23 protein-coding genes and 1 pseudogene are annotated in these 22,778 nt (G+C 77.1%); 6 read left to right on the forward strand and 18 right to left on the reverse strand.

What is annotated here, in order from left to right; all coding sequences use genetic code 11:
• Positions 1-54: 54 nt before the first annotated feature.
• The 5 genes from kdpC to NT8_RS29155 all read right to left on the reverse strand — a co-directional run bounded on the left by kdpC (position 55) and on the right by NT8_RS29155 (position 4,780).
• Complete coding sequence (gene kdpC / locus NT8_RS04910) at positions 55-654, reverse strand: potassium-transporting ATPase subunit KdpC (protein ID WP_067964712.1); 600 nt, start codon at positions 652-654, stop codon at positions 55-57.
• On the reverse strand, positions 654-2,747 hold the full coding sequence (gene kdpB, locus NT8_RS04915; protein WP_067964714.1) for a potassium-transporting ATPase subunit KdpB: 2,094 nt from the start codon (positions 2,745-2,747) through the stop codon (positions 654-656). The genes kdpC and kdpB overlap by 1 nt, the downstream gene beginning before the upstream one ends.
• A 1-nt stretch (position 2,748) precedes the next feature.
• Positions 2,749-4,431 carry a potassium-transporting ATPase subunit KdpA gene (kdpA, locus tag NT8_RS04920; protein ID WP_067964716.1) on the reverse strand — a complete coding sequence of 561 codons (1,683 nt, stop codon included), beginning with the start codon at positions 4,429-4,431 and terminating at the stop codon, positions 2,749-2,751.
• Positions 4,432-4,527 carry a potassium-transporting ATPase subunit F gene (locus tag NT8_RS30645; RefSeq protein WP_157515527.1) on the reverse strand — a complete coding sequence of 32 codons (96 nt, stop codon included), beginning with the start codon at positions 4,525-4,527 and terminating at the stop codon, positions 4,432-4,434.
• A gap of 85 nt (positions 4,528-4,612) precedes the next feature.
• Positions 4,613-4,780, reverse strand: coding sequence for a hypothetical protein (locus tag NT8_RS29155; protein WP_157515529.1), 168 nt, complete (start codon positions 4,778-4,780; stop codon positions 4,613-4,615).
• Positions 4,781-5,172: 392 nt separating this feature from the next.
• Here NT8_RS29155 and NT8_RS04925 point away from each other — a divergent pair, with 392 nt between their 5' ends.
• Together NT8_RS04925 and NT8_RS04930 are read left to right on the forward strand one after the other, a co-directional pair.
• Positions 5,173-5,868, forward strand: a complete 696-nt coding sequence (locus NT8_RS04925) for a hypothetical protein (protein WP_157515531.1) — start codon at positions 5,173-5,175, stop codon at positions 5,866-5,868.
• 40 nt (positions 5,869-5,908) lie between these two features.
• On the forward strand, positions 5,909-6,745 hold the full coding sequence (locus NT8_RS04930; protein WP_067964721.1) for a hypothetical protein: 837 nt from the start codon (positions 5,909-5,911) through the stop codon (positions 6,743-6,745).
• Positions 6,746-6,772: 27 nt separating this feature from the next.
• Here NT8_RS04930 and NT8_RS04935 read toward each other — a convergent pair whose 3' ends face one another.
• The 4 genes from NT8_RS04935 to NT8_RS04950 all read right to left on the reverse strand — a co-directional run bounded on the left by NT8_RS04935 (position 6,773) and on the right by NT8_RS04950 (position 10,196).
• Positions 6,773-7,729: a quinone oxidoreductase family protein gene (locus NT8_RS04935; protein ID WP_067964723.1), complete on the reverse strand. Its 957-nt coding sequence runs from the start codon at positions 7,727-7,729 to the stop codon at positions 6,773-6,775.
• A gap of 134 nt (positions 7,730-7,863) precedes the next feature.
• Entirely contained in the window at positions 7,864-8,673 is an 810-nt protein-coding gene (locus NT8_RS04940; protein ID WP_067964725.1) for an enoyl-CoA hydratase-related protein, read from the reverse strand.
• A 37-nt stretch (positions 8,674-8,710) separates the two neighbouring features.
• Positions 8,711-9,556 (reverse strand): protein phosphatase 2C domain-containing protein, encoded by an 846-nt coding sequence (locus NT8_RS04945; RefSeq protein WP_067964727.1) that lies wholly within the window; start codon positions 9,554-9,556, stop codon positions 8,711-8,713.
• A gap of 58 nt (positions 9,557-9,614) precedes the next feature.
• On the reverse strand, positions 9,615-10,196 hold the full coding sequence (locus NT8_RS04950; protein ID WP_067964794.1) for a sugar O-acetyltransferase: 582 nt from the start codon (positions 10,194-10,196) through the stop codon (positions 9,615-9,617).
• Between the two features lie 197 nt (positions 10,197-10,393).
• On the opposite strand from NT8_RS04950, the gene NT8_RS04955 reads away from it, so the two are divergent.
• Positions 10,394-10,618, forward strand: coding sequence for a hypothetical protein (locus NT8_RS04955; protein ID WP_067964728.1), 225 nt, complete (start codon positions 10,394-10,396; stop codon positions 10,616-10,618).
• Between the two features lie 164 nt (positions 10,619-10,782).
• On the opposite strand, the gene NT8_RS04960 is transcribed toward NT8_RS04955, so the two are convergent.
• A complete protein-coding gene (locus tag NT8_RS04960) occupies positions 10,783-12,414 on the reverse strand; it encodes an FAD-binding oxidoreductase (protein ID WP_245646033.1) in 1,632 nt (543 codons plus the stop codon).
• 17 nt (positions 12,415-12,431) lie between these two features.
• Between NT8_RS04960 and NT8_RS04965 the strand changes: the two genes are divergently transcribed.
• A complete protein-coding gene (locus tag NT8_RS04965) occupies positions 12,432-13,016 on the forward strand; it encodes a TetR/AcrR family transcriptional regulator (protein ID WP_067964733.1) in 585 nt (194 codons plus the stop codon).
• Between the two features lie 187 nt (positions 13,017-13,203).
• On the opposite strand, the gene NT8_RS04970 is transcribed toward NT8_RS04965, so the two are convergent.
• A complete protein-coding gene (locus tag NT8_RS04970; RefSeq protein WP_067964735.1) occupies positions 13,204-14,079 on the reverse strand; it encodes an SCO6745 family protein in 876 nt (291 codons plus the stop codon).
• 157 nt (positions 14,080-14,236) lie between these two features.
• Between NT8_RS04970 and NT8_RS04975 the strand changes: the two genes are divergently transcribed.
• On the forward strand, positions 14,237-15,727 hold the full coding sequence (locus NT8_RS04975; RefSeq protein ID WP_067964736.1) for a carboxylesterase/lipase family protein: 1,491 nt from the start codon (positions 14,237-14,239) through the stop codon (positions 15,725-15,727).
• A 45-nt stretch (positions 15,728-15,772) separates the two neighbouring features.
• Here NT8_RS04975 and NT8_RS04980 read toward each other — a convergent pair whose 3' ends face one another.
• Positions 15,773-16,261, reverse strand: a complete 489-nt coding sequence (locus NT8_RS04980; RefSeq protein WP_067964738.1) for an inorganic diphosphatase — start codon at positions 16,259-16,261, stop codon at positions 15,773-15,775.
• Positions 16,262-16,477: 216 nt separating this feature from the next.
• On the opposite strand from NT8_RS04980, the gene NT8_RS04985 reads away from it, so the two are divergent.
• Positions 16,478-17,560, forward strand: a complete 1,083-nt coding sequence (locus NT8_RS04985; protein WP_067964739.1) for a peptidoglycan recognition protein family protein — start codon at positions 16,478-16,480, stop codon at positions 17,558-17,560.
• Positions 17,561-17,649: 89 nt separating this feature from the next.
• Here the strand turns inward: NT8_RS04985 and NT8_RS04990 are convergent, their stop codons facing one another.
• The 6 genes and pseudogenes from NT8_RS04990 to acs all read right to left on the reverse strand — a co-directional run.
• Entirely contained in the window at positions 17,650-17,988 is a 339-nt protein-coding gene (locus tag NT8_RS04990; protein ID WP_067964741.1) for a PRC-barrel domain-containing protein, read from the reverse strand.
• The gene (locus NT8_RS04995) at positions 17,966-18,382 is read right to left on the reverse strand and encodes a hypothetical protein (RefSeq protein ID WP_245646034.1); all 417 of its coding nucleotides are present in this window, start codon (positions 18,380-18,382) and stop codon (positions 17,966-17,968) included. Before NT8_RS04995 ends, NT8_RS04990 begins: the two co-directional genes overlap by 23 nt.
• Positions 18,379-19,608 carry an NRAMP family divalent metal transporter gene (locus NT8_RS05000; RefSeq protein WP_067964743.1) on the reverse strand — a complete coding sequence of 410 codons (1,230 nt, stop codon included), beginning with the start codon at positions 19,606-19,608 and terminating at the stop codon, positions 18,379-18,381. Before NT8_RS05000 ends, NT8_RS04995 begins: the two co-directional genes overlap by 4 nt.
• Entirely contained in the window at positions 19,605-20,069 is a 465-nt protein-coding gene (locus NT8_RS05005) for a hypothetical protein (RefSeq protein WP_157515533.1), read from the reverse strand. The genes NT8_RS05000 and NT8_RS05005 overlap by 4 nt, the downstream gene beginning before the upstream one ends.
• A 106-nt stretch (positions 20,070-20,175) precedes the next feature.
• Complete coding sequence (locus tag NT8_RS05010) at positions 20,176-20,742, reverse strand: hemerythrin domain-containing protein (RefSeq protein ID WP_067964747.1); 567 nt, start codon at positions 20,740-20,742, stop codon at positions 20,176-20,178.
• Between the two features lie 73 nt (positions 20,743-20,815).
• Positions 20,816-22,771: pseudogene (gene acs / locus NT8_RS28340) on the reverse strand (acetate--CoA ligase); the annotation flags it as partial.
• Between the last annotated feature and the right edge of the window lie 7 nt (positions 22,772-22,778).

Below are 22,778 nucleotides of genomic sequence, written 5' to 3' on the forward strand. Positions count from 1 at the left end.
CGGGCGGTTCCGGCCGGGGGCGCCCGCCCCCCGCCGGAACCGCGCCGGGCAGGGTCACCGCGCCGCCAGGGCGGCGTTGAGCGTGACCACGTTCACGGCCGGGGAGCCGATGAAGCCGAGCGCGCGGCCCTCGGTGTGGTCGGCGATCAGCCGGTCCACCTCCGCCCGCGGCAGCCCGCGCTCGGCGGCGACCCGGTCGGCCTGGAGGGCGGCGTAGGCGGGGGAGATGTGCGGGTCCAGTCCGCTGCCGCTCGCGGTCACCGCGTCCGGCGGCACGTCCGCCGGGTCGGCGTCCTCGGTGGCGGCGACGGCGGCCCGCCGCTCCTCGACGGCCGCCCGCAGCTCCTCGCTGTTGGGACCGAGGTTGGACGCGCCGCTGGCCATGCCGTCGTAGCCGTCCTCCCCGGCCGCCGAGGGGCGGGGGTGGAACCAGCCGGGGCCGTCGACCGGCTGCCCGATCAGCGCCGACCCGGCGGGATCGCCGCCGGGGCCGGGCAGCAGGGAGCCGTCGGCGCGGTCGGGGAAGAGCACCTGCGCCACCCCCGTCATCGCGAGCGGGTAGCAGAGGCCGAGCAGCACGGTCATCACGAGCAGGGTGCGGGCCGCGGCGCCATAGGGGCGCAGCCGCGCGGGGAGCCGAGAGGGCACCGCCATCACGCCATTCCGGGGATCAGGGCGACCACGAGGTCGATCAGTTTGATGCCGATGAACGGGGCGGCCAGGCCGCCCAGGCCGTACACCAGCAGGTTGCGGCGGAGCAGCGCGGCGGCCGGCATCGGCCGGTAGCGCACGCCCCGCAGGGCCAGCGGGATCAGCAGCACGATGACCACCGCGTTGAAGACGACGGCGGACAGGATCGCCGACTGGGCGCTCGCCAGCCCCATCACGTTGAGCGCCGCCAGGCCGCCGTAGCCGGGGATGGCGGCGAACATGGCGGGCACGATGGCGAAGTACTTGGCCACGTCGTTGGCGATCGAGAACGTCGTCAGCGCGCCGCGGGTGATCAGCAGCTGCTTGCCGATCTCCACGATCTCGATGAGCTTGGTGGGGTCGGAGTCCAGGTCGACCATGTTGCCGGCCTCCTTGGCGGCGGTCGTGCCCGAGTTCATCGCCACGCCGACGTCGGCCTGCGCCAGGGCGGGCGCGTCGTTGGTGCCGTCGCCGGTCATCGCGACCATGTCGCCGCCCTCCTGGGCGCGGCGGATCAGGTCGAGCTTGTCCTGGGGGGTGGCCTCGGCGAGGACGTCGTCCACGCCCGCCTCGGCGGCGATCGCGGCGGCCGTCCGCGGGTTGTCGCCGGTCACCATGACCGTTCGGATGCCCATGGCGCGCAGCCGGTCGAACCGCTCGCGCAGCCCGTCCTTGACCACGTCCTTGAGGTGGACGACGCCGAGCACCCGCGCCCCCTCGGGGCCGGACTCGGCCACCAGCAGCGGGGTGCCGCCCTCGCCGGAGATCCGGTCGACCACCGCCGCCGCGTCCGGTGCGGGTGCGCCGCCGCCGCGGCGCACCCACGCCTCCACCGCGGTCGCGGCGCCCTTGCGGACGGAGCGCCCGCCGGGGAGGTCCATGCCGCTCATCCGCGTCTCGGCGCTGAACGGCACCGCCTCGGCGGCGGCCTCGGCCGCCCCGCCGGCGCCGCCGCACAGCTCCACCACGCTGCGCCCCTCGGGGGTGGTGTCGGCCAGGCTGGACAGCCGGGCCGCGGCCGCCAGGTCGGCCCGGTCCACCCCGGCCACCGGGACGAGGTCGTGCGCCCGCCGGTTGCCGTGGGTGATGGTGCCGGTCTTGTCGAGCAGCAGGGTGGTGATGTTGCCCGCCGCCTCGACCGCGCGCCCCGACATGGCGAGCACGTTGCGGCGCACCAGCCGGTCCATACCGGCGATGCCGATGGCCGACAGCAGGGCGCCGATGGTGGTGGGGATCAGGCAGACGAGCAGCGCCACCAGGACCGTGAGCGTCTGCGGACCGCCCGCCCACACGGCGAACGGCTGGAGCGTCACCACGGCGAGCAGGAACACGATCGTCAGCGAGGCGAGGAGCGCGTCGAGCGCGATCTCGTTCGGGGTCTTCTGCCGGCGCGCCCCCTCCACCAGGGCGATCATCCGGTCCAGGAACGTGGCGCCGGGCTCGGCGGTGATCCGCACCACGACGCGGTCGCTGAGGACGGCGGTGCCGCCGGTGACGGCGCTGCGGTCGCCGCCGGACTCCCGGATGACCGGCGCGGATTCGCCGGTGACGGCGGACTCGTCCACGCTGGCGACGCCCTCGACGACGTCGCCGTCGCCGGGGATGACGTCGCCGGCCTCGCAGACCACCAGGTCGCCCGGGACGAGCCGGGTGGCGGGGACGGTGGTCTCGGCGCCGTCGCGCAGCAGCCGGGCGGTGGTCTCGGTGCGCGCCCGGCGCAGCGCGTCGGCCTGGGCGCGGCCGCGCCCCTCGGCGACGGCCTCGGCCAGGTTGGCGAACACCACGGTCGCCCACAGACAGGCGGTGACGGCGACCGAGAACACGCTGGGGTCGGCGGCGCAGGCCAGGGTCGTGACCACCGATCCGACGAGGACGGTGAACATGACGGGCCGGCGGACCATCGTGCGGGGGTCCAGTTTGCGCAGCGCAGCGGGCAGCCGGGTGATCAGGGAGCGCGCGGAGAACGCGCTCGGCGGGGCGGCGGGCCGCCCGGCGGGGGCGGCGGTGCCGGGTCCGTGCGGGGTGGGGGTGTCGACGGTGCCGACGGTGTCGGGCATGTCAGTTCAGTCCTTCGGCGATCGGTCCGAGCGCCAGCGCGGGGAAGAAGGTCAGACCGGTGATGACGAGGGTCGTGGCGACGACCATGGTGGTGAACAGGGCCGTGTGCGTGGGCAGGGTGCCCGCGGTGGCGGGGGCGGGCCGCTGCGCGGCGAGCGCGCCGGCCAGGGTGAGCACGAACACGATCGGCAGCAGCCGCCCGAGGATCATCGCCAGGCCGAGGCCGGTGTTGAACACGTAGGTGTCGGCGGACAGGCCGGCGAACGCGCTGCCGTTGTTGTTGGCGGCCGAGGCGAAGGCGTACATCACCTCGGAGAACCCGTGCGGGCGCACGTCGGCGTTGGCCATGGAGTCGGGCGTGCTCGGCAGCGCCATGGCGATCCCGGTGCCGGTCAGGACGAGCGCGGGCGTGGTCAGCACGTACAGGGAGACCAGCTTGACCTCGCGCGGGCCGATCCGCTTGCCCAGGTACTCGGGCGTGCGGCCGATCATCAGCCCGCCGAGGAACACGGCGAGCAGCGCGAGGACGAGCATCCCGTACAGGCCCGACCCCACCCCGCCGGGGGTGACCTCGCCCAGCAGCATGTTGAGCATGACCACGCCGCCGCCGAACGGGGTGAACGAGTCGTGGAAGGCGTTGACCGCGCCGGTGGAGGTGCCGGTCGTGGCGGTGGCGAACAGGGCCGACAGCCAGGTGCCGAACCGGACCTCCTTGCCCTCCATGGCGGCCCCGGCCGCCTGGGTGGCGGCGCCTTGGGCGTGCACCTCCGCGGCGGTGGTGGCGGCCAGCGACAGCGCGAAGACCACGCCCATGGCGGCGAGCACCGCGTACCCGTGGCGGCGGGTGCCGGCGCCGGAGCGCTCCACGAGCGTGCCGTAGGCGCGGGTGAGGCAGACGGGGATGAGCAGGATGAGCAGGATCTGGAACAGGCTCACCCAGGCGGCCGGCCCCTCGAAGGGGTGCGCGGAGTTGGCGTTGTAGAAGCCGCCGCCGTTGGTGCCGAGCTCCTTGATGACCTCCTGGGAGGCCACCGGGCCGCCCGGCAGCGTCTGCGCGCCGCCCGCGACGGTGGCGTACTCGGTCGGCGCGGCGAGGTTCTGCACCACGCCGCCCGCCACGAGCGCCAGCCCGCCGATGACCGACAGCGGGAGCAGGACGCGGACCACCGACCGGGTGAGGTCCACCCAGAAGTTGCCGAGGAGGTCGGTGCGGCCGCGCAGCAGGCCGCGGACGAACGCGATCGCGACGGCCAGGCCGACCGCGGCCGACAGGAAGTTCTGCACGGCGAGCCCGGCCATCTGGGTGAGGTGGCCCATGGCGGCCTCGCCCGAATAGGACTGCCAGTTGGTGTTGGCGACGAACGAGACGGCGGTGTTCCACGCCTGGTCGGGGTCGAGCGGCGCGCGCCCCTGGTTGAGCGGGAGCCACGGCTGCACGCGCTGCAGGGTGTAGAGCACGAGGACCGACAGCAGGGAGAACACCAGCACGGAGCGCAGGTACACCGGCCACCGCTGCTCGGTGTCGGGGTCGACCCCGCACAGCCGGTACAGCGCGTGCTCGGCGCGCAGGTGGCGGCCGCCGGTGAGGACACGGGCCAGGTAGTCGCCGAAGGGCGCGTACACGGCCGCGAGGACGGATGTCAGCAGGGCGATCTGGAGCAGCCCCGCCACGGTGTCGGACACCTAGAACCTCTCCGGGAGCACGAGGGCGATCACGAGGTAGACCAGCAGGGCGGCGGCCGCCGGCAGGGCGGCGGCGTCGAGCAGGGTGCCGGTCACCGGGCCGCACCCCCGGTGCGGGCCGGAGCGGCGGGGGCCGCTCCGGGGCGGACGGCGGCGCGGTGCGCGGGCCGGGTCGGGGCGCTCACAGCCGGGCCGCCCCTCGGGCGACCAGGGCGATGACCGCGAAGCAGGCCAGGGTCAGGCCGACGTAGACGGCGTCCAGCACGGAACGCCTCCCTTCCGCCGCGACCGGCCGGGGCGGGGGCCCGCTGCGGCGCCGGTGCGGCACGACAGCGATTGAACTGGGCATTCGGCGCTTTTTCGGACGTGTTGACGCTGTCCTTATGTCGGGCAGACCGACCTTGATGGGGCGTTAACAGACAGGTCTCGCCGGGCCGGGACTCCGGGTCGCCGGGCGGGGATGGGGGACAATGAGGGGAGGCGTCCCCCACCCCCCCCGCGCCCAGAGGAGTCCGCCCGATGGTCGGTCAGCCGCCCCCTCCGCCGCCCGGACCGCAGGGTCCCCACGGCCCCGCCGGCCCGTACGGACCCGCCGCGCCGCCGCCCGGCCACGGGTTCCCGCCGGGGGCGGTACCGCCCGGAGCGGGGTTCCCCGGGCCGCCCGGGCCGCCGGGGCCGCCCGGTCCGCCGCAGTACGGCCCCGCCGGCCCGGCCGGGCCCGCCCCCGGGCGGCGCGGGCTGGTGGTCGGCCTGGTCGCCGGGGGCACCGCCATGGTCGTCACCGTCGCCGGGGTCCTCGTGTGGGCGCTGACCCTGCCCGGCGGCGCGTTCACCTCCCTGGCCGACTGCGCGGAGCTGATGCCCGCCGAGCAGCTCGACCGCATCCCGCACGCCGAGGGGCTGGGCATCGAGGGCGGCGAGTCCTCGGCCGACGAGATCTACGCCGAGGTCTACGGCCCGTCCGCCGAGGCGGTCCTCGACTGCCGGGCCGCCGGCGGCACGGACCCCGAGACGGGGGTGCAGACCGACGTCCTGAGCTTCAGCGTCGTCCGGTTCGCGCCCGCCACCGAGGACCAGGACTACTCCGAGGTCCAGCGGGCCTACGAGCGGGCCCGCCGCCCGCTCGACCGCGCGCTCGACGGCGCCGCCACCGGCACCGAGGTGGAGGTGTCCGAGGGCTTCGCCGCCGACGTGGAGCTGCGCGAGCTGACCACCGGCGAGCAGGGCCACGCGGTGTCCTACGCCAACGTCCGCGCCGAGTTCGCGGCGGGGACCATGGACACCTGGGCCTCGGCGACGTTCTGGGAGCGCAACGTGATCGTCGTCGTCACCTACTCGGGGCGGCCCGAGGACGAGGTCGGCGCCAAGCTCGACGCGGCCGCCGACATCGCCGCCCTGGTCGGCGACCGCATGCAGCGGACCATGGAGACCGCCTGAGCGGTCCGCCCCCACCCGTCCCGCCCCCGCGAGGAGTGCGATGGCCCGCCGACCGCCGCCCGACCCCGCCGGCCACCCGTGGCCCGGCCCGCCCGCCGACCCCGAGGACGCCCCGGGACCGCCGGTGGCGCCGCCCGCTGTGCCGCCCGGTAGGTCCCGCGCGCCGGGCGGCGCGGGCGCGCCGCGCCGCCCGGCCCGCGCGCGGCGCCGCTCCGCGATCGCGGTGGCCGGTGCCGCGGCGGTGGCCGTCGCCGCGGTGGCGGTGTGGCGGCTCACCGCCCCGCCCGCGGCCTACGCCGCGCTCGGCTCCTGCGCCGACCTGCTCCCCGAGACCGCGTTCGCGGCCGTCCCCGGGACGGACGGGCACGCGCTCAACGGCGGGCCGAGCGAGTACGACCGGGTCGCCGACCCCGATGTCGAGGAGTCGCTGTACTGCTCGGCGGTCCGCCGCGAGGAGCGGCCGGCGCTGTTCCAGGTGGTCGTCGCCCGCTACGCCGCCGCCACCCGCGAGGACGACTACGCCGTCCCCCGGGGGCGCGTGGAGGACGGCCGCCGCCCGCTGGCGGCCGCCCTCGGCGGCGCCACCGCCGCCGACGGGGTCGCCGCGGGCGAGGACCTCGTGGCCGACGTGGAGCTGCGCGGCCTCGACGCGGGCGAGGGCGGGTACGCGGCCTCCTTCGCCGACCCGCGCAGCCCCAACCCGGCGGTCGACGGCCTCGACGCCTGGGCCGAGGCGCACTTCAGCACCGCCAACCTCCGGGTGGCGGTCACCTACCGGGGCCCGGCGGACATGCCGGTCGCCGCCAAGCTCGACGTGGCCGCCGACATCGCCCGCACGGTCGAGACGCAGATCGGCCGCACCCACCCGGCGGCCTGACGGCGCCGCCCGGCGGCCCGCCGCACCTCATCGGGAGGTGTCGAGGGCGAGCTTGCCGGTGGTCGCCCGCGAGCGCAGGGCCTCGTGCGCCGCGGCGGCCTCCGACAGCGGGTACACGCCGCCGGTGACGGTGCGCAGCGTCCCTGCGGTGACCAGGTCGAACAGCTCGCCCATCGCGCGGTGGACCACCCCGCCCGGCAGCCCGAAGGCGTGCGGCAGCCACATGCCGGAGACCGACGTGGAGTGCCGCAGCAGGTTGCCGAACCGGACGGGGCTCGGCTCCTCGCGCGAGGCCATCCCGTAGAACGCCAGCCGGCCGAACGGGGCAAGGGCGCGCACACTCTCGTCGGTGACCCGGCCGCCGGTCATGTCGAGCACGGCGTCGACGCGCCGCCCCTCGTTGGCCTCGACCAGCGCCGCCGTCATATCGTCGGCGCGCGAGTCGACGGCCGCGTCGGCGCCCAGCTCCAGCGCCAGCTCGCGCTTCTCGGGGCTGCTCGCTGTGGCGATGACCCGCCCCGCGCCGAACGCCTTGGCGAGCTGGACGGCGATGCTGCCGACCCCGCCCGCTGCGGCGTGCACGACGACGGACTCGCCCGGGTCCAGGCGGACGCTCTTGCGCAGCAGCACCCAGGCGGTGGCGCCCTGCACGAGCAGGGCCAGCGCCGCGACGTCGTCCACGCCGTCGGGCACCGCGAACACCATGCCCTCGGGGGCGGCGGCCCGCTCCGCGTACCCGCCGCCGCCGACCATGGCCACGACGCGGCGCCCGTCGGCGGTGCGCCCGGCGACCTCGCTGCCGGGCACCAGCGGCAGCCGGGTCTCGGCGAGGTAGGTGTTCTCGGCCTGGTGGGTGTCGGCGTAGTTGACCCCGGCGTGCGCGACGTCGATGAGGACCTCGCCGGGGCCGGGGCGGGGGTCGTCGACCTCGGCGGGGCGCAGCACCTCGGGGCCGCCGAACTCGGTGATCTGGATGGCTCGCATGGACTCTCCGAACGGGCGGAAGGCGGCGGCCGGTCGGGTCGGCCGCGCGGCCGACCCGACCGACCGATCGGTATGTACCCGAGGGTAACTTCCCGGCCGGGCCCCCGCCCACCCGACCCGCCGCCCGTTGGAGGTCAGGCGCGCGGGGGCAGGTCCGCGAACCGGGCCGGGCGCTTCTCCAGGTAGGCCGCGACCCCCTCGGTGAAGTCCGGGCCGGCGAACGCCTCCGGCATCAGCGCCGCCGCCTCCGCCTCCGCGTCCGCCAGGCCGCCCTCCAGAGCCCGGTACACCTGGCCCTTGATCAGCGCCATCGACGCGGGGGAGCACTCCTCGGCGAGCGTCCGCGCGTACTCCAGGGCCGCGTCCAGCACCTCGGCGCGCGGCAGCACCCGGTCGGCCAGGCCCATGCGCCCCGCCTCGTCGCCGAGCACGACCCGGGCCGAGAGCAGCAGGTCCAGCGCCCGCCCCGTGCCGATGAGGCGCGGCAGGTGCCACGCCGCGCCGTACTCCGCCACCAGCCCGCGCCGGCTGAACGACGTGGTGAACTTGGCGTCCTCGGCGGCGAACCGCACGTCGGCGTAGAGCGCCAGCACCAGACCGATCCCGGCCACCGGCCCGTTCACGGCGGCGATCACCGGGGTGCGCAGGGTCGTGGCGAACGACAGCGGGCGCTCGCCGGGCCGGAAGCCGGCGGCGTCGACCATCGCCAGCGCCGCCATGTCGGCGCCCGCGCAGAACCCGCGCCCGGCGCCGGTCACGACCACCGCGCGCACACCGGGGTCGTCGTCGGCCTCCGCCAGCAGGTCGAAGAACCGCCGCTCCATCACGGGGTTCCACGCGTTGAGCCGCTCCGGCCGGTTGAGAGTGAGCAGCAGGACGCCGCCGCGGCGCTCGGCGAGCACCTGCGTCTCCGGGTCCCGGGCCCACGCGGGGGTGTCGGTCATGTCGGCTCCTCGTCGGGTCGCTGCCGGTGCGGCGATCCTACGAGCCGGTACCGTGACCTCCGCCACCCGGGGCGGCCGCGCCGGGCGGCGGCCCGGCGGGCGGGTCGAACGCGCCGACGACCACCGTGGCGTCGTCGTGCCGCTTGCCGCGCGGCACCCCGTGCGCGCGCTCGGCCGCGCGCACCCGGGCCACCAGCTCCTCCGGCCCCGCGCGCACCAGCAGCTCCCACACCTCCGCCCACGAGGCGCCGAACAGCTCGGCCAGGCGCGCGCAGCCGTCGGTCATGGCGGCGAACCGCCGCCCCGGCGTCCGCGCGGTGCCGTGCAGCGCCTCGTACGCCGCCGCCACCGACGTCCCGGCCACCCAGAAGCCGCCCGGCGCGTTGCGCGACGCCCGCACCAGCTCGCGGCTGTAGGGGCGGCCGCCGGGCAGGTGGTCGAGCCGGTCGTCGGTGACGGCCCGCACCCCGCCCCCCGGGCCGGGGGCGGTGGGCAGCAGCACGGTGGCGTCGCCCAGCACGAGGTACTCGACCCCGCCCGCGCCGTCCGCATCGTCGGCGCCGGGCGCGGCCCGGACGACGGCGACCGTGGCGGAGGGGCTGTCGGGGTGGTCCAGGTCGCAGCCCGGCCCGTGGGCGCGGCGCGCCGACGCTATGGCGGCGGCCAGCACGTCGGGCAGCGGGCGCCGCTCCTCGGCGGCGAGCCCGGCCGCCAGCCCCGCCGCCAGGCGGTCGGCGAACCAGCGGACGCCGTGCACGCACCCGCTGTCGAGACCCGAGGGCGCCGTTGCGCCGTCGACCACGAACGCCCAGTCGGCCCCGGCGCCGGCCCGGTCCTCGTTGACCGCGCCCCGCCCCTGCTCACTCGCGATGCCGATACGCACCCCCGCAGCCTACGCACGGCCGGCGCCGGCCGTCCGCCCGGTGCGGGCGGGCCGCGCCTCAGGATGCGGGCTCCCCGCCGGCCGGAGCGGCGCCGGGGGCCGGGTCCGCCACGCTCCGGACCACCCGGGCCGGGTTGCCGACCGCGACCACGCCCGCCGGCAGGTCGCGGGTGACCACCGCGCCCGCGCCGACGACCGTGTCCGCCCCGATGGTGACGCCGGGGCAGACGACCACCCCGCCGCCGAGCCACACGTTGTCGCCGATGGTGATGGGCTCGGCGGCCTCCCACGTGGCGCGCCGCCGCTCCGGGTTTAGGGGGTGTGTGGGGGTGAGCAGCTGCACGTTGGGGCCGATGAGCACGTCGGCGCCGATGGTGATCGGGGCGACGTCAAGGAACACCGCGTTGAAGTCGACGAACGAGCGCGGGCCGATGGTCGTCCGGTAGCCGAGGTCGACGCGCAGCGGGGGCCGGACCTCGGACCCCTCGCCCAGCCCGCCGAGCAGCGCGGCCAGGGCCGCCCGCCGCCGGTCGGGGTCGCCCGCCGGGCTGGAGTTGACCTCCGCGCTCAGCCGCTCCGCGCGCAGCACGTCGGCGGCGATCTCGGGGTCGTCGGCGAGGTACGGCTCGCCGGCGAGCATCCGCTCCTTCTGCGTGGCCACGCGGCCCCCTCCGCTCGGGTCGGCGCGTCCCGCCCATCCCAGCGCACCCCGGCCGCCCCAGCGCGACCGGGGGCGGGGCCGCCGGACCGAGAAAGCTGGACGTCCAGGTGCGTGGGCGGCGCTGGAACGGTGACGATAAGGAGTAAGGGAATCACTCTCGGCAAAGGGGAGACGCCATGGACAGGACCCACCTCCACCGGATGGCCGCAGCCGCCACCCTCATCCTGGGCGCGCTGGCGGCGGCCGCCGCCCCTGCGGCCGCCGACACCCTCTGCGCCGCCGGCGCGGGCGGGATGACCGCCGGCGCCGCGGCCGCCGGGTGCAACGCACCGGACACCCCCGCACCCGCGCCCGCCCCGGCGCAGGACCGCGGCGTCGACGGCCAGAACCGCGGCTGGTAGCGGCGACCCGCACGGGGCGCCCGCCCCGGCCGCCGGGCGGGCGCCCCCTCCGCGTCCCGGACGCGCCGGCCGCCGGGCGGGCGCCCCCTCCGCGTCCCGGACGCGCCGGCCGCCTCGTCCGAACCGCCGGGCGGCCCATCGGCCCGGCACGCGGGCGGGCGGGTTCAGTCCCCGGCGGGCGGGATGAGCTTGCCCGGGTTGAGCACCCCCGCCGGGTCGAGCGCGGACTTCACCGCCCGCAGGACCTCCGCCCCGAGAGGGCCGACCTCGGCCGGCATCCACGGCAGGTGGTCGGTGCCCACGGCGTGGTGGTGGGTGATGGTGGCCCCGTGCGCGGCGATCGCGTCGCCCGCCGCGCGCTTGGCGCGCCGCCACCGCGCAACGGGGTCGGCGCCCGCGGGCGCGACCACCGTGAAGTACAGCGACGCCCCCTCCGGGTAGGTGTGCGAGACGTGGCAGAGCACCAGCACCCCGCCCTCCGGCCCCTCCAGCGCGCCGCGCACGGCGCCGCCCACCGCCTCGTACAGCGGGAGCAGCCGCGACCAGGTGGTCGCCGTCTCCAGCGTCTCGCTCAGCACCCCCGCCGCGAGCAGCGCGTCGCGCAGGTAGGGGCCGCGGAACCGGGTGTGCCGCCAGTCGGCCACCGGGCCGGTGCCCAGCGGGGTGCCGCCCGCCGCCGCGAGCACCGCGCCCGCCGCGGCCCGCCGGGCGGACACGTCCGCAGCGGTCCCGTCGAACCCGACCACCGCCAGGCAGCCGGCCGGGGGCGGTGCCGCGCCGCCCGGCGGGTCGGCGCGGTCGGCGCCCGCCAGCGCCGCGTTCACGAACGTCTCGGTGGCGTCGGACAGCCGCACCGTCGTGGGCGGCCCCGGCAGCCGGGCCAGCCGGCGCAGCGACGCCGCGCCCGCCGGGAGGTCGGGGAACGACCACGCCTCGTCGTGCCGCGCGTCGGGCAGCGGGCGCACCCGCACCGTGACCTCGGTGACGACGCCGAACACCCCCTCGGAGCCGAGGAACAGGCGGCGCAGGTCCGGACCCGCCGCCGACCCGGGGGCGCCGCCGAGCGCGAGCGTGCCGCGCGGCGTGGCCACCCGCAGCGCCAGCACCATGTCCTCGAACCGGCCGTACCCCGACGACGCCTGGCCGCTGGAGCGGGTCGCCGCGTACCCGCCGATCGTCGCGTACTCGTAGCTCTGCGGCAGGTGGCCGAGCGTGTGGCCGTGCCCGGCGAGCAGCGCGTCGGCGTCCGGGGTGCGCAGCCCCGCCTGGAGGACGGCGGTGCCCGACTCGGCGTCGAACTCCACCAGGCGGTCCAGCCGCCGCAGGTCCAGGGCGACCACCGCGCCGAACCGGCCGCGCAGCGGCTCCACCCCGCCCACCACGCTGGTGCCGCCGCCGAACGGCACGACGGCCACGCCGTGCGCGGCGCAGGCGGCCAGGACGGCGAGCACCCCGTCGTGGTCGGCGGGCAGCACGACGGCGTCGGGCGCGTCCTCGGCGTCGCCGGAGCGGCGGCGCAGCAGGTCGACGGTGCTCCGCCCGCCCGCGTGCCGCAGCCGGGCGGCCGGATCGGTGCGCACGTGGGCGGCGCCCACCACCGCGGCCAGCGCCGCGTGCGCGTCCGGGGGCAGGGCGGACGCGGGCATCCGCACGTCGGCCTCCGCCACCGGCGGCAGGTCGCGGAGTTCGGCGCCGAGCACCTGCGCGACCAGGCCGCGCAGCCGGTCGGACAGCGGAGTCGCGCGGGCGGGGTCGCCCCACGCGTACCAGGACATCGGGGCGGGACGCGGTTCCATGGCGTACAGTTTTACACATGCCGTCAGAACGTACCGTCGAGGACCGGGTGCTCGACGCCGCCCGCGCGTGCGTCGAGGCGTTCGGCGTCCGCCGCACCACGCTCGCCGACGTCGCCCGCCGCGCCGGGGTCAGCAGGCCGACCGTGTACCGGCACTGGCCCGACGCCGGCGCCCTGGTCGCCGACCTGCTCACCCGCGAACTGCGCGCCCTGCTCGACGGCGCCGCCCCCGACCCCGGCACGGGGACGGCCCGCGACCGGCTGGCGCGGCGCACCGCCGACGGGGTGACCGCGCTGCTCGGGCACCCGCTGTTCACCCGGGTCGTCGACACCGAGCCCGAGCTGCTGGCCACCTACGCGTTCCACCGGCTGGGCGCGGTCCAGCGGGCCGCGCTCGACGCCATCCGCCCGGAGATCGCGGCCGGCCAGGTTGACGGCTCCGTGCGCCCCGGCGACCCCGACGCGCTGGCCCGCATGGTCCTCGTGGCGGCCCAGGCCGCGGCGACCTCCCGCCGCCTCACCGAGGACGTCCTGCCCGGCCCCGCGCTCGCCGCCGAACTCCGCCACCTCGTCGCCGCCTACCTCGCTCCCGCCGGCGCCTGACCTCGCGCCCGCCCGCGCCGCCGCCCGGCCGGGCCGCGCCGACCGGGGCAGGGGCGGCGACGGGTCCGACGCGCGGCCCGGTGGACGCCCCGGGGCGGTGCCGCCGGCCTCGGCCGCCCCGGCGCCGGGGGGGCACGGCGGGGTGCCGGGCGGGCGGCGCGGGGCGTACCGCCCGGCACCACCCCGTTCAGCGGCGGCGGGTGCCCGGGAGGATGCCGGCGGCCTTGACCGCCTCGGCGAACGGGGTCGCCAGCTCGATCAGACGGGCGCACCCGTCCGCGCCGATCGCGGCGTACGGGGGCGCCGCCAGCGCGTCGGTCTCCGCCTCGATCCCCGCGCGGACCCGCGCCCCCTCCTCGGTGAGCGACAGCCCGCCCTCCGCGTCGACGGCGACCAGGCCGCGCTCGGCGAGCGCGGCCGCGCCCGCGTCCCACGCCTCCTCCGACCAGCCGCGCGACCGGCGCAGCGAGGACGCCCGGTAGGTGCCCGCCGCCGCGTGCGTGACGAGCGCCTCCACCGGGCCGAGGTCCGCCCGCAGCAGCGCCGCGATGTGCCCGTCGCCCCGGTACTCGCGCAGCAGCGTGGCGGCGTGCCAGAGCACCAAGTGGTCCTCCTCGGGCCAGGGCAGCCCGCTGTGCGCGGCGAACAGCGGGCGCCCGTGGGGCCGCCCCGCCGCGTCCTCGGCCGCCGCGCGGGCGAGCCGCGCCGCCTCCGCCATCTCCGGGGACGCCACCGCCTCGCCGAGGACGCCGCGCAGCGCCGTGTCGGCCGCCCGGAGCCGGGCGGCCAGCACCGCCGCGGGCGGCGCGGCCTCCCACGCCTTGGGGATGACCGACCGGATCAGCTCCGGGGAGAAGTTGTAGAACGTCGCGGCCACGGTCTCCGGGCCGACCGGCCCCAGCGCCGCCGAACGCGTGGCGAAGTACCCCATGACCTGCGGTTCCAGGCCCGCATCGGTGTAGATGGGCAGCCGCTCGGGGGTGAAGTAGACGGCGATGTGCAGCGGTTCCGTCGCGCTCCACACGGCGCGGGCGAGATCGGGGGAGACGGGCTGGGCGGTCATGGGACGACTCCGTTCCGTTCGTCGGTGCGCGCGCGGCCGCGCCGAGGAGGCCAGGCTAGACGGCGGCCGTCCGCGTCCGCCGGGCGCCCCCACCCATTGACACCGACCGGTCGGTACGCATAGGAACGGGGGCGGGACCGGCCACAGGGGAGGACGCATGGAGGTCGTCGCGGCGACGCGCAGCGGACGGGTGCGGGGCAGTGCCGCCGGCGGGGTGGCGAGGTTCCTCGGCATCCCCTACGCCGCGCCCCCCGTCGGCCCCGACCGGTTCCGGGCGCCCCGGCCGCCCGAGCCGTGGGACGGGGTGCGCGACGCCACCGCCCACGGGTCCACCGCGCCCCGCGTGCCCTACCCCGGCGACCTCGGCGCCCTGCTCGCCGAGCGCGACGTCCCAGGCGACGACCTGCTCAACCTCAACGTGTGGACCCCCGACCCCGGGGCCGCCGGGCTGCCCGTCATGGTGTGGATCCACGGCGGCGCGTTCACCAACGGCTCCGGCTCCGAACCCGCCTACGACGCCGCCGCCTTCGCCCGCGACGGCGTCGTCGCGGTCACCTTCAACTACCGCCTCGGCGCCGACGGCTTCGCCCTGCTCGACGGCGCGCCCGCCGACCGGGGCCTGCTCGACCAGATCGCCGCCCTGGAGTGGGTGCGCGACAACATCGCCGCGTTCGGCGGCGACCCCGGCCAGGTCACGGTGTTCGGCGAGTCCGCCGGCGCGATGAGCACCGTCACCCTGCTGTCGATGCCCCGCACCCGCGGCCTGTTCCGCCGCGCCGTCGCCCAGTCCGGCGCCGGGCACACCGCCCTGCCCCGCGCCGACGCCGAGGCCGTCGCCCGGGTGCTCGCCGGCCGGCTCGGCGTCCCGCCCACGGCCGAGGGCCTGGCCGGGGTCCCCGCCGACCGGGTGCTCGCCGAACAGGCCCGCATCTCGGCGGAGCTGCGCGGCGGCACCCCGGACCCCGCCGTGTGGGGCGACCGCTTCACCGACCCCGCGCTGCTCCCGTTCGCCCCCGCCGTGGACGGCGAGGTGCTGGCGCGCCGCCCGATCGACGCCGTCCGCGCGGGCGAGGGCGCCGACGTGGACCTGCTCGTCGGCACCAACCGCGACGAGTTCCGCCTCTACCTGGTCCCGCCCGGGCTCACCGCGCTGCTCACCGAGGAGCACCTGGCCGCCCGGACCGCCGCCGCCGGCCTGCCCGCCGGAGCGCCCGCCGCCTACCTCGCGGCCGAGGGCGTCGCCGGGCCGGGCGAGGCGGTGGCCGCGGTGGCCACCGACGCGGTGTTCCGCATCCCCGCCCAGCGGCTGATGGAGGCCCGCTCCCGCACGGGCGCCCGGGTCCACGGCTACGAGTTCGCCTGGGAGTCCCCACTGTTCGAGGGGCGGCTGGGCGCCTGCCACGCCGTGGAGATCCCCTTCGTGTTCGACGCGCTCGGCCCGCGCACCCTCGCCGGCCCGGACGCGCCGCAGCACCTCGCCGACGAGATGCACGGCGCCTGGGTGCGGTTCGCCCGCACCGGCGACCCCGGGTGGGAGCCGTGGAACCCCGACCGGCGCCCGGTCATGCGGTTCGCCGCCCCGGTGTCGGCCGTGGTCCACGACCCCGGCGCCGCCACCCGCCGCCTCTGGGACGGCGTGGCGGACTGACCCGGCCGCACCCGCGGGGCGTGGTCGGCACCGCCCGGAGCGGCGTCAGCCGGCCTGCCCGGCCGCGCGGCGCTGGGCGTCGCGCACGGTCTCCTCGGCGGCGGCCCGGTCCTGCCAGCCGCGCACCTCCGAACTCTTGCCCGGCTCCAGCCGCTTGTAGATGTCGAAGAAGTGGGTGATCTCGTTGACCTGGAACTCGGGCAGGTTGCGCAGGTCGCGGACGTGCTCCAGGCGGGGGTCGCCCGCGGGCATGCACAGCACCTTGGCGTCGGGGCCGCGCTCGTCGCGCATCCAGAACACGGCGACGGGCCGCACCCGCACCACGCACCCGGGGAACGACGGCTTGTCCAGCGGCACCATGGCGTCCAGCGGGTCGCCGTCCTCGGCGAGCGTGCCCGGCAGGTAGCCGTAGTCGGCCGGGTAGGTGGTGGCGGTGAACAGGGCCCGGTCGAGCCGGATGCGGCCCACCCCGTGGTCCATCTCGTATTTGTTGCGCGACCCCTGCGGGATCTCGACCACCATGTCGAACTCCATGGGTGCTCCCCTCACGGCGCCGCAGCGCGATGGCGTTCAGCGGGCGGCCGCACCGGGCGGGGCCGCCCCACCCCGCAGCGTAGCGGCCCCCGGCCCGGCCCCGCCGCCGGGCCCGGCCCGGCGGGCACCATGATCCGCACACATCGGTGTGCGAGGATGTCGCCCCTCCCCGGGGCCAGGGGAGGACAGCACAGCGGACAGAAACGGAACCCCCCTATGCGACGACGCACATTCCTCACCGGTGCCACCGCCGCGGTCGGCCTCACCGGGCTGGGCGCCACCCTCCCGGCGGGACGCCCCGCCCACGCCGACGCCGCCGCCCCCCGCGTCCTGGCGGAGTCCGCCCGCGCGGGCGGACTCGTCCGCCCCGAGCGGCCGTTCGACGTCGTGGCCGTCACCGGCCGCCCCGGCGCCAGGGGCGCCATCCGGTTCGAGGGCCCCGCCGGCCCGGGGGAGTGGACGCCCCTGCACCTGCACGCCGAGGGCCGCGACGACCGCGGCCCCGTCGGATCGGCCCTGGTCCGGGCCCCGGAGGGTGCCACCGGCTACCAGGCCGACATCGAGGGGGAGGCCGCCGCCGTGAACCTGTTCGATGGCGAGGCGCTGCGCGTCGCCGGCCCCGAGCGGACCTCCTTGTCCGCCGAGGGCGCCGGGGGCGCCGACGTCGCGGCCCTGCGGCTGCGCACCCGCGCCGGGTGGGGCGCCGACGAGTCCTGGCGCTTCGACGAGGACGGCACCGACCTGTGGCCGGCGGTGTTCCACCCCGTCCAGGCCGTCACCGTCCACCACACCGCCATGGCGACCACCGGCGACCACGCCGCCGACGTGCGCGCCGTCTACCACCTGCACGCCGTCGAGCAGGCGTGGGGCGACATCGGCTACCACCTGCTCATCGACCCCCGCGGGGTGGTCTACGAGGGCCGGCACTCCGGCGCGGACCGCGTCCCCGTCTTCTCCGAGGTGCCGTCGCCCGGCCGGGCCCGGGTGGTCACCGCCGGCCACGCCTACGGCGTCAACCACGGCAACATCGGCGTCTGCCTGCTCGGCGACTTCACCGACACGCTGCCCACGGCGGCGGCGCAGGACGCCCTGGTCGCCGTGCTGCGCCTGCTGTGCGCGGTCACCGGGGTGGACCCGCGCGGCCGGATCGACTACACCCACCCCGACACCGGCGCCGTGACACCCGGCCCGGCGCTGGGGCGGCACCGCGACTGGCTGACGACCGCCTGCCCCGGGGACGCCTTCGCCGAGGTGTTCGACACCGTGGTCCGCGACCGTGTCGCCGAGGGCCTGGCCTAGACCGCGCGGGGCGGCCGCCCGTGCGGCCGCCCCCGCACCCGGCCGGGTCCCCGTGCGGCGTCGGGCGCGCGGGGACCCGAGCGCGCGTCCTAGTCGGGCTCCCGGCCGTGCCACCACCGGTCGAGCGTCGCGGCGTCGACCGCCACCCGGACCACCCCCTCCTCCACCGCGGCCACCTGCTCCCAGCGCACGTGGCGCTCGTGGCGGCGCATCCACCGCAGCACGCCGCGCAGCGGGGTCGGCGGCCGCAGCGACCCGCCGTACCCCCAGTGCCCGGCCAGGGCGCTGCGCCCGGCGACCAGCCCCGTCACCTCGTAGATCCCCGGCGCGGTCCGGCGCACGACGACGTCCTGGACCGTGCCGACCACCGCGCCCGACCGGTCGACCACGCGCCGCCCGACGAGGTCACCGACCGTTATCGTCGGCACGGCCGGCCCCCGGGACGCGTCCGATCACGTGGTCCCGCAGCCAGTCCTCGACCGCCCACACCTCCGCCGGGGCCGGCGACGACAGCCGCACGGCCGGGCGGAACGCGGCGACGCCGCCGATCGGCAGCCGCACCGGTTCGGGGGCGTCCGGCCGGAGCCGGCGCAGCAGCGCCGCCCAGAGCCGGCCCGGCCGCCCGGCGATGCGCGGCCCCAGCGCCGCGCCGCCGGTGAGCAGCGCGGTCACCACCGGGCGGGCCGCGGTGCCGTCCCAGGACAGCTCGATGTCGTCCACCTTGCCGACGCTGCGGCCGTCGGCGTCGTAGATCTGCCGGTCCAGCGCCGTGAACCCCAGGCGCATCGGCTCCGGTCGCGCGTCGTCGTCGGGCACGGTCACTGCCCCGCCTTCGTGTAGACCATCAGTGGGATGGTGACGACGGAGACCACCAGCACCAGCGCCAGGTAGGCCGTCGCCAGGATGTTGGTGAACCGCGAGTTCACCCGGTCGCCCAGGTAGTCGCGGTCGTTGGCCACGACGAGGATGGGCAGGTAGGTCAGCGGCAGCGCGGCCGCCGACAGCACGATGGAGTACTCGGTCACCGCGATGGGGTCGAGCGAGGTGAGGATCAGGGCGGTCGCCAGCAGCAGGGTCGTCAGCAACACCGCGTGGAACCGGGGCGCCGACGCCGGGGCGCGGTTCTTCCCCCACGCCCACCCGAAGTACTGGGCGACCCCGTAGCCGCCGGCCAGCGCGGCCTCCAGGGCGGCGCCGAACGTCGCCGCGAACACGCCCACGAGCACCACCACCAGCCCGATGCGGCCCAGGGCCGCCGCGACCGGCAGGGTGACCTGCGACAGGTGCTCCACTCGCACCCCGGCCGGCTGGAACAGCACCGCCGCGCAGCCCATGATCGCCAGCGCCAGCAGGCCGCCCAGCGGGAACCCGATGAACACGTTGAGCCGCGACCGCGCCAGGTCCCGCGCGGTCCACCCCTCCTCGACGCCGCTGGACGAGAAGAACAGCACCGTGTAGGGGGTCATGGCGGCGCCGAACACCGCGATGGCGTAGTACCACCACGCCGACCACGCCTCCCCGGGCGGCGGCGCCGGGTGCAGCGCCCCGCTGAGCAGGGCGCCCCAGTCGGGCCCGAGCGCCCACAGCGCCACGGCGAACGCCACCAGCGCCAGCCCCAGCAGCCCGTAGGTCTGCTCCATCCAGGAGAACGGCAGCCGCCAGACGACCACCCACACCAGGACCGCCACCACCGGCACCCACAGCAGGTGGTGGACGCTGCTCGCCAGCTCCAGGGCGAGGGCGACGCCGCCGATCTCGGCGGCCAGGGTCAGCAGGGTGATGACGTAGGACGCGAGGAGGTTGACCAGCCCCGCGCGGGCGCCCATCCGCTCCCGCACCAGGTCGAACGTCGCCCGGCCGCTGACGGCCGCCACCCGCCCCGACATCTCGCTGAACAGCATCACGCCGACCACCCCGACCGGCACCACCCACGCCAGGGACATCCCGAAGCGGGCGCCCACCAGCGAGTTCGCGACGAGGTCGCCGATGTCGAGGAACCCGCCGATCGCGGTGAGGAACCCCAGCGTGAACCCGAGCAACCGCCTCACCCCGCGGTCTCCTCGCCGACGACCGACTCCAGCTCCGCGGCGGTCGCGGTGAGCCCGCGCCGCGCGGTCCCGGCGCGGTCGGCGTCGCCGCGGCGCAGGGCGATCCGCAGTTCGGTCAGGCCGTCCTCGGCGTCGGCGGCGAGCGCGGCGACGCGGGTCCGCAGCAGGTCCGAGGCCGGGTGCGGCGGCTGCCGGGTGCCGAAGGAGTCGGCGATGGAGCGGGCGTCGTCCTCGGCCTCGCTCACGGCGGTGTCCACCACGGTGGGCAGGGCGCGGTCATCGGCGGCGAGCCCGCCGGCGATGAGCCCGGTGCGCACCGCCGACAGCAGCCCCGTCGCGCTCTGCGCGGCGTGCTCCCGGTAGGCGGCGGCGGTCAGCGCCGGGCCCGGGACGCACCCCCCGGCGGCCAGCAGCACCAGCGCGGCCGCCGCCGCCCGCCGCACCCGCCCGGCCACCGCCATCAGCGCCACCCCCGCCCGTCGGCCTCGAAGCCGGTCTACTACCGCGGGCCGGTGGACTCAACCGCCGCCGCGGCGTGTCGCCGGGCGGGGCGCGGCGGGTCGGCGGTCAGACGTCGCGGCCGGTCAGCGCGTCGCGCATCCGGTCGACCAGGCCCGCGCCCGGGTCCAGCACCTTGTTCAGCGGCGGGGTGTCCGGCGCGGCCGGGTGCGGCCGGGTGGGCGCGGACTTCTTCGCCTGGAGGACCTTGCGGCCCAGCTCGCGCAGCTCCGTGGTGTCGCAGGCCGAGCGCAGCCGGGGGAGCAGGTCGCGCTCCTCGTCCTGGATGTGGTGCCGGATGTCGGCGATGAGGGCCCGCACCCGCTCGTCGTAGGCGGGGTCGCCGGGGTCGAGCCGGGTGATGTCCCGCATGACCTGCTCGGCCTCGGCGTGCTCCTCCAGCTCGTGGTCCACGATCTCGTCGCCGTCGGGCAGCACCTTGCGCGCGGCGGGGTACATGTACTGCTCCTCCGCCACCGAGTGGCGGACCAGCTCGGCCACGACGTGGTCGACCAGGTCGCGGCGGCGCTCGGCGGTCAGCCCCGCCGACTCCAGCTCGGTGAAGATCCGCTCGACCTCGCGGTGGTCGCTGACGATCACGTCGATCAGATCGGGGGCGTTCTGCGCGGTGGTCATGGCACTTCCTCGCTCTCGCGGACGTGGACCCCCACGACTGCCCGAAAGCGCGCGCGCCGAACACGGCGCGCGGGCGCAGGCCGGCGGAGATCGACTCCATCACCGAGGAGTCCGCCAGCGTCGTCACGTCGCCGACCTCCCGGTTCTCCGCCACGTCCCGCAGCAGCCGGCGCATGATCTTGCCGGAGCGGGTCTTGGGCAGCTCCGGCACGACGAGGATCTGCCGCGGCTTGGCGATCGGCCCGATCTCCCGCGCGACGTGCGCGCGCAGCGCCGCCACGGCCTCGGCGCCGCCCGCGCCCTCCTCCCGCGCGGCGCCGCCGCGCAGGATCACGAACGCGACGATGGCCTGCCCGGTGGTCGGGTCGCTGGCGCCCACCACCGCCGCCTCGGCGACGGTCGGGTGCGACACCAGCGCCGACTCCACCTCGGTGGTGGAGATGCGGTGCCCCGACACGTTCATGACGTCGTCCACCCGGCCCAGCAGCCACACGTCGCCGTCGGCGTCGTACTTGGCGCCGTCGCCCGCGAAGTAGAACCCCTGGTCGGCGAAGCGCGACCAGTAGGTGTCGCGGAAGCGGGCGTCGTCGCCCCACACCCCGCGCAGCATCGCCGGCCACGGCCGGTCCAGCACCAGGTAGCCGCCGGAGCCGCGGCCCACCTCGGCGCCGTCGCCGTCGACCACCTTCACCCCGATGCCCGGCAGCGCCCGCTGCGCCGACCCCGGCTTGGCCGCCGTCACCCCCGGCAGCGGGGAGACCATGATCGCCCCGGTCTCGGTCTGCCACCAGGTGTCGACCACCGGCGCCGTGCCGCCGCCGATGTTCTCCCGGTACCACAGCCACGCCTCGGGGTTGATGGGCTCGCCCACGCTGCCCAGGACCCGCAGCGACGACAGGTCGTAGCGGGCCGGGATCTCGGCGCCCCACTTCATGAACGTGCGGATGAGGGTCGGCGCCGTGTAGTACACCGACACCCCGTAGCGCTGCACGATCTCCCAGTGACGCCCCTCGTGCGGGGTGTTGGGGGTGCCCTCGTAGACGACCTGGGTCGCCCGGTTGGCCAGCGGCCCGTACACGATGTAGGTGTGCCCGGTGATCCAGCCGATGTCGGCCGTGCACCAGTACACGTCCTCGCCGGGGCGGTGGTCGAACACCACCCGGTGGGTGTAGGCCGCCTGGGTCAGGTAGCCGCCCGACGTGTGCAGGATGCCCTTCGGCCGGCCGGTGGTACCGGACGTGTACAGGATGAACAGCGGGTGCTCGGCGGGGAACGCCTCCGCCGCGTGCTCGGTCGGCCGCCCCTCCAGCAGGTCGTGCCACCACACGTCGCGGCCCTCGGTCCACGGCACGTCGGTGCCGGTGCGGCGCACCACGACGACCTTCTCGACGCTCGCGGCGCCCTCCAGCGCCTCGTCCACGTTGGCCTTCATCGGCGCCGCCGCGCCGCGCCGGTACTGGCCGTCGGAGGTGATGACCACCCGCGCCGCGGCGTCGTCCACCCGCGACCGCAGCGCGGCGGGGGAGAAGCCGCCGAACACCACGCTGTGGGTCAGCCCCAGCCGGGCGCACGCCAGCATCGCCACGATCGCCTCGGGCACCATCGGCAGCTGGATCGCCACCCGGTCGCCGGCCTCCAGGCCCAGCGACGCCAGCGCGTTGGCGGCCCGGCAGACCTCGTCGCGCAGCTCGGCGTAGGTGATGTCGCGGGTGTCGCCCGGCTCGCCCACCCAGTGCAGGGCGACCTGGTCGCCGTGGCCGTCCTCGACGTGCCGGTCGACGCAGTTGCGGGCCACGTTGAGCCGGCCGTCGGCGAACCACTCGGCGTAGGGGGCGTTCGACCAGTCGAGGACCCGGGTGAACGGGGTCGCCCACTCCAGTCGGCGCGCCTGCTCGGCCCAGAAGGCCTCGCGGTCGGCGTCGGCCTCGTCGTACAGCGCCGCCGTCGCGTTGGCCTTCGCGGCGAAGTCGGCGCTCGGCGGGAACGACCGGCCCTCGCCCATCAGGTTCGACAACACTTCCTCGCCCATGTCAACT

Origin of the sequence: Nocardiopsis trehalosi NBRC 14201, assembly GCF_001552555.1 — a bacterium.
Lineage (GTDB): Bacteria > Actinomycetota > Actinomycetes > Streptosporangiales > Streptosporangiaceae > Nocardiopsis_B > Nocardiopsis_B trehalosi.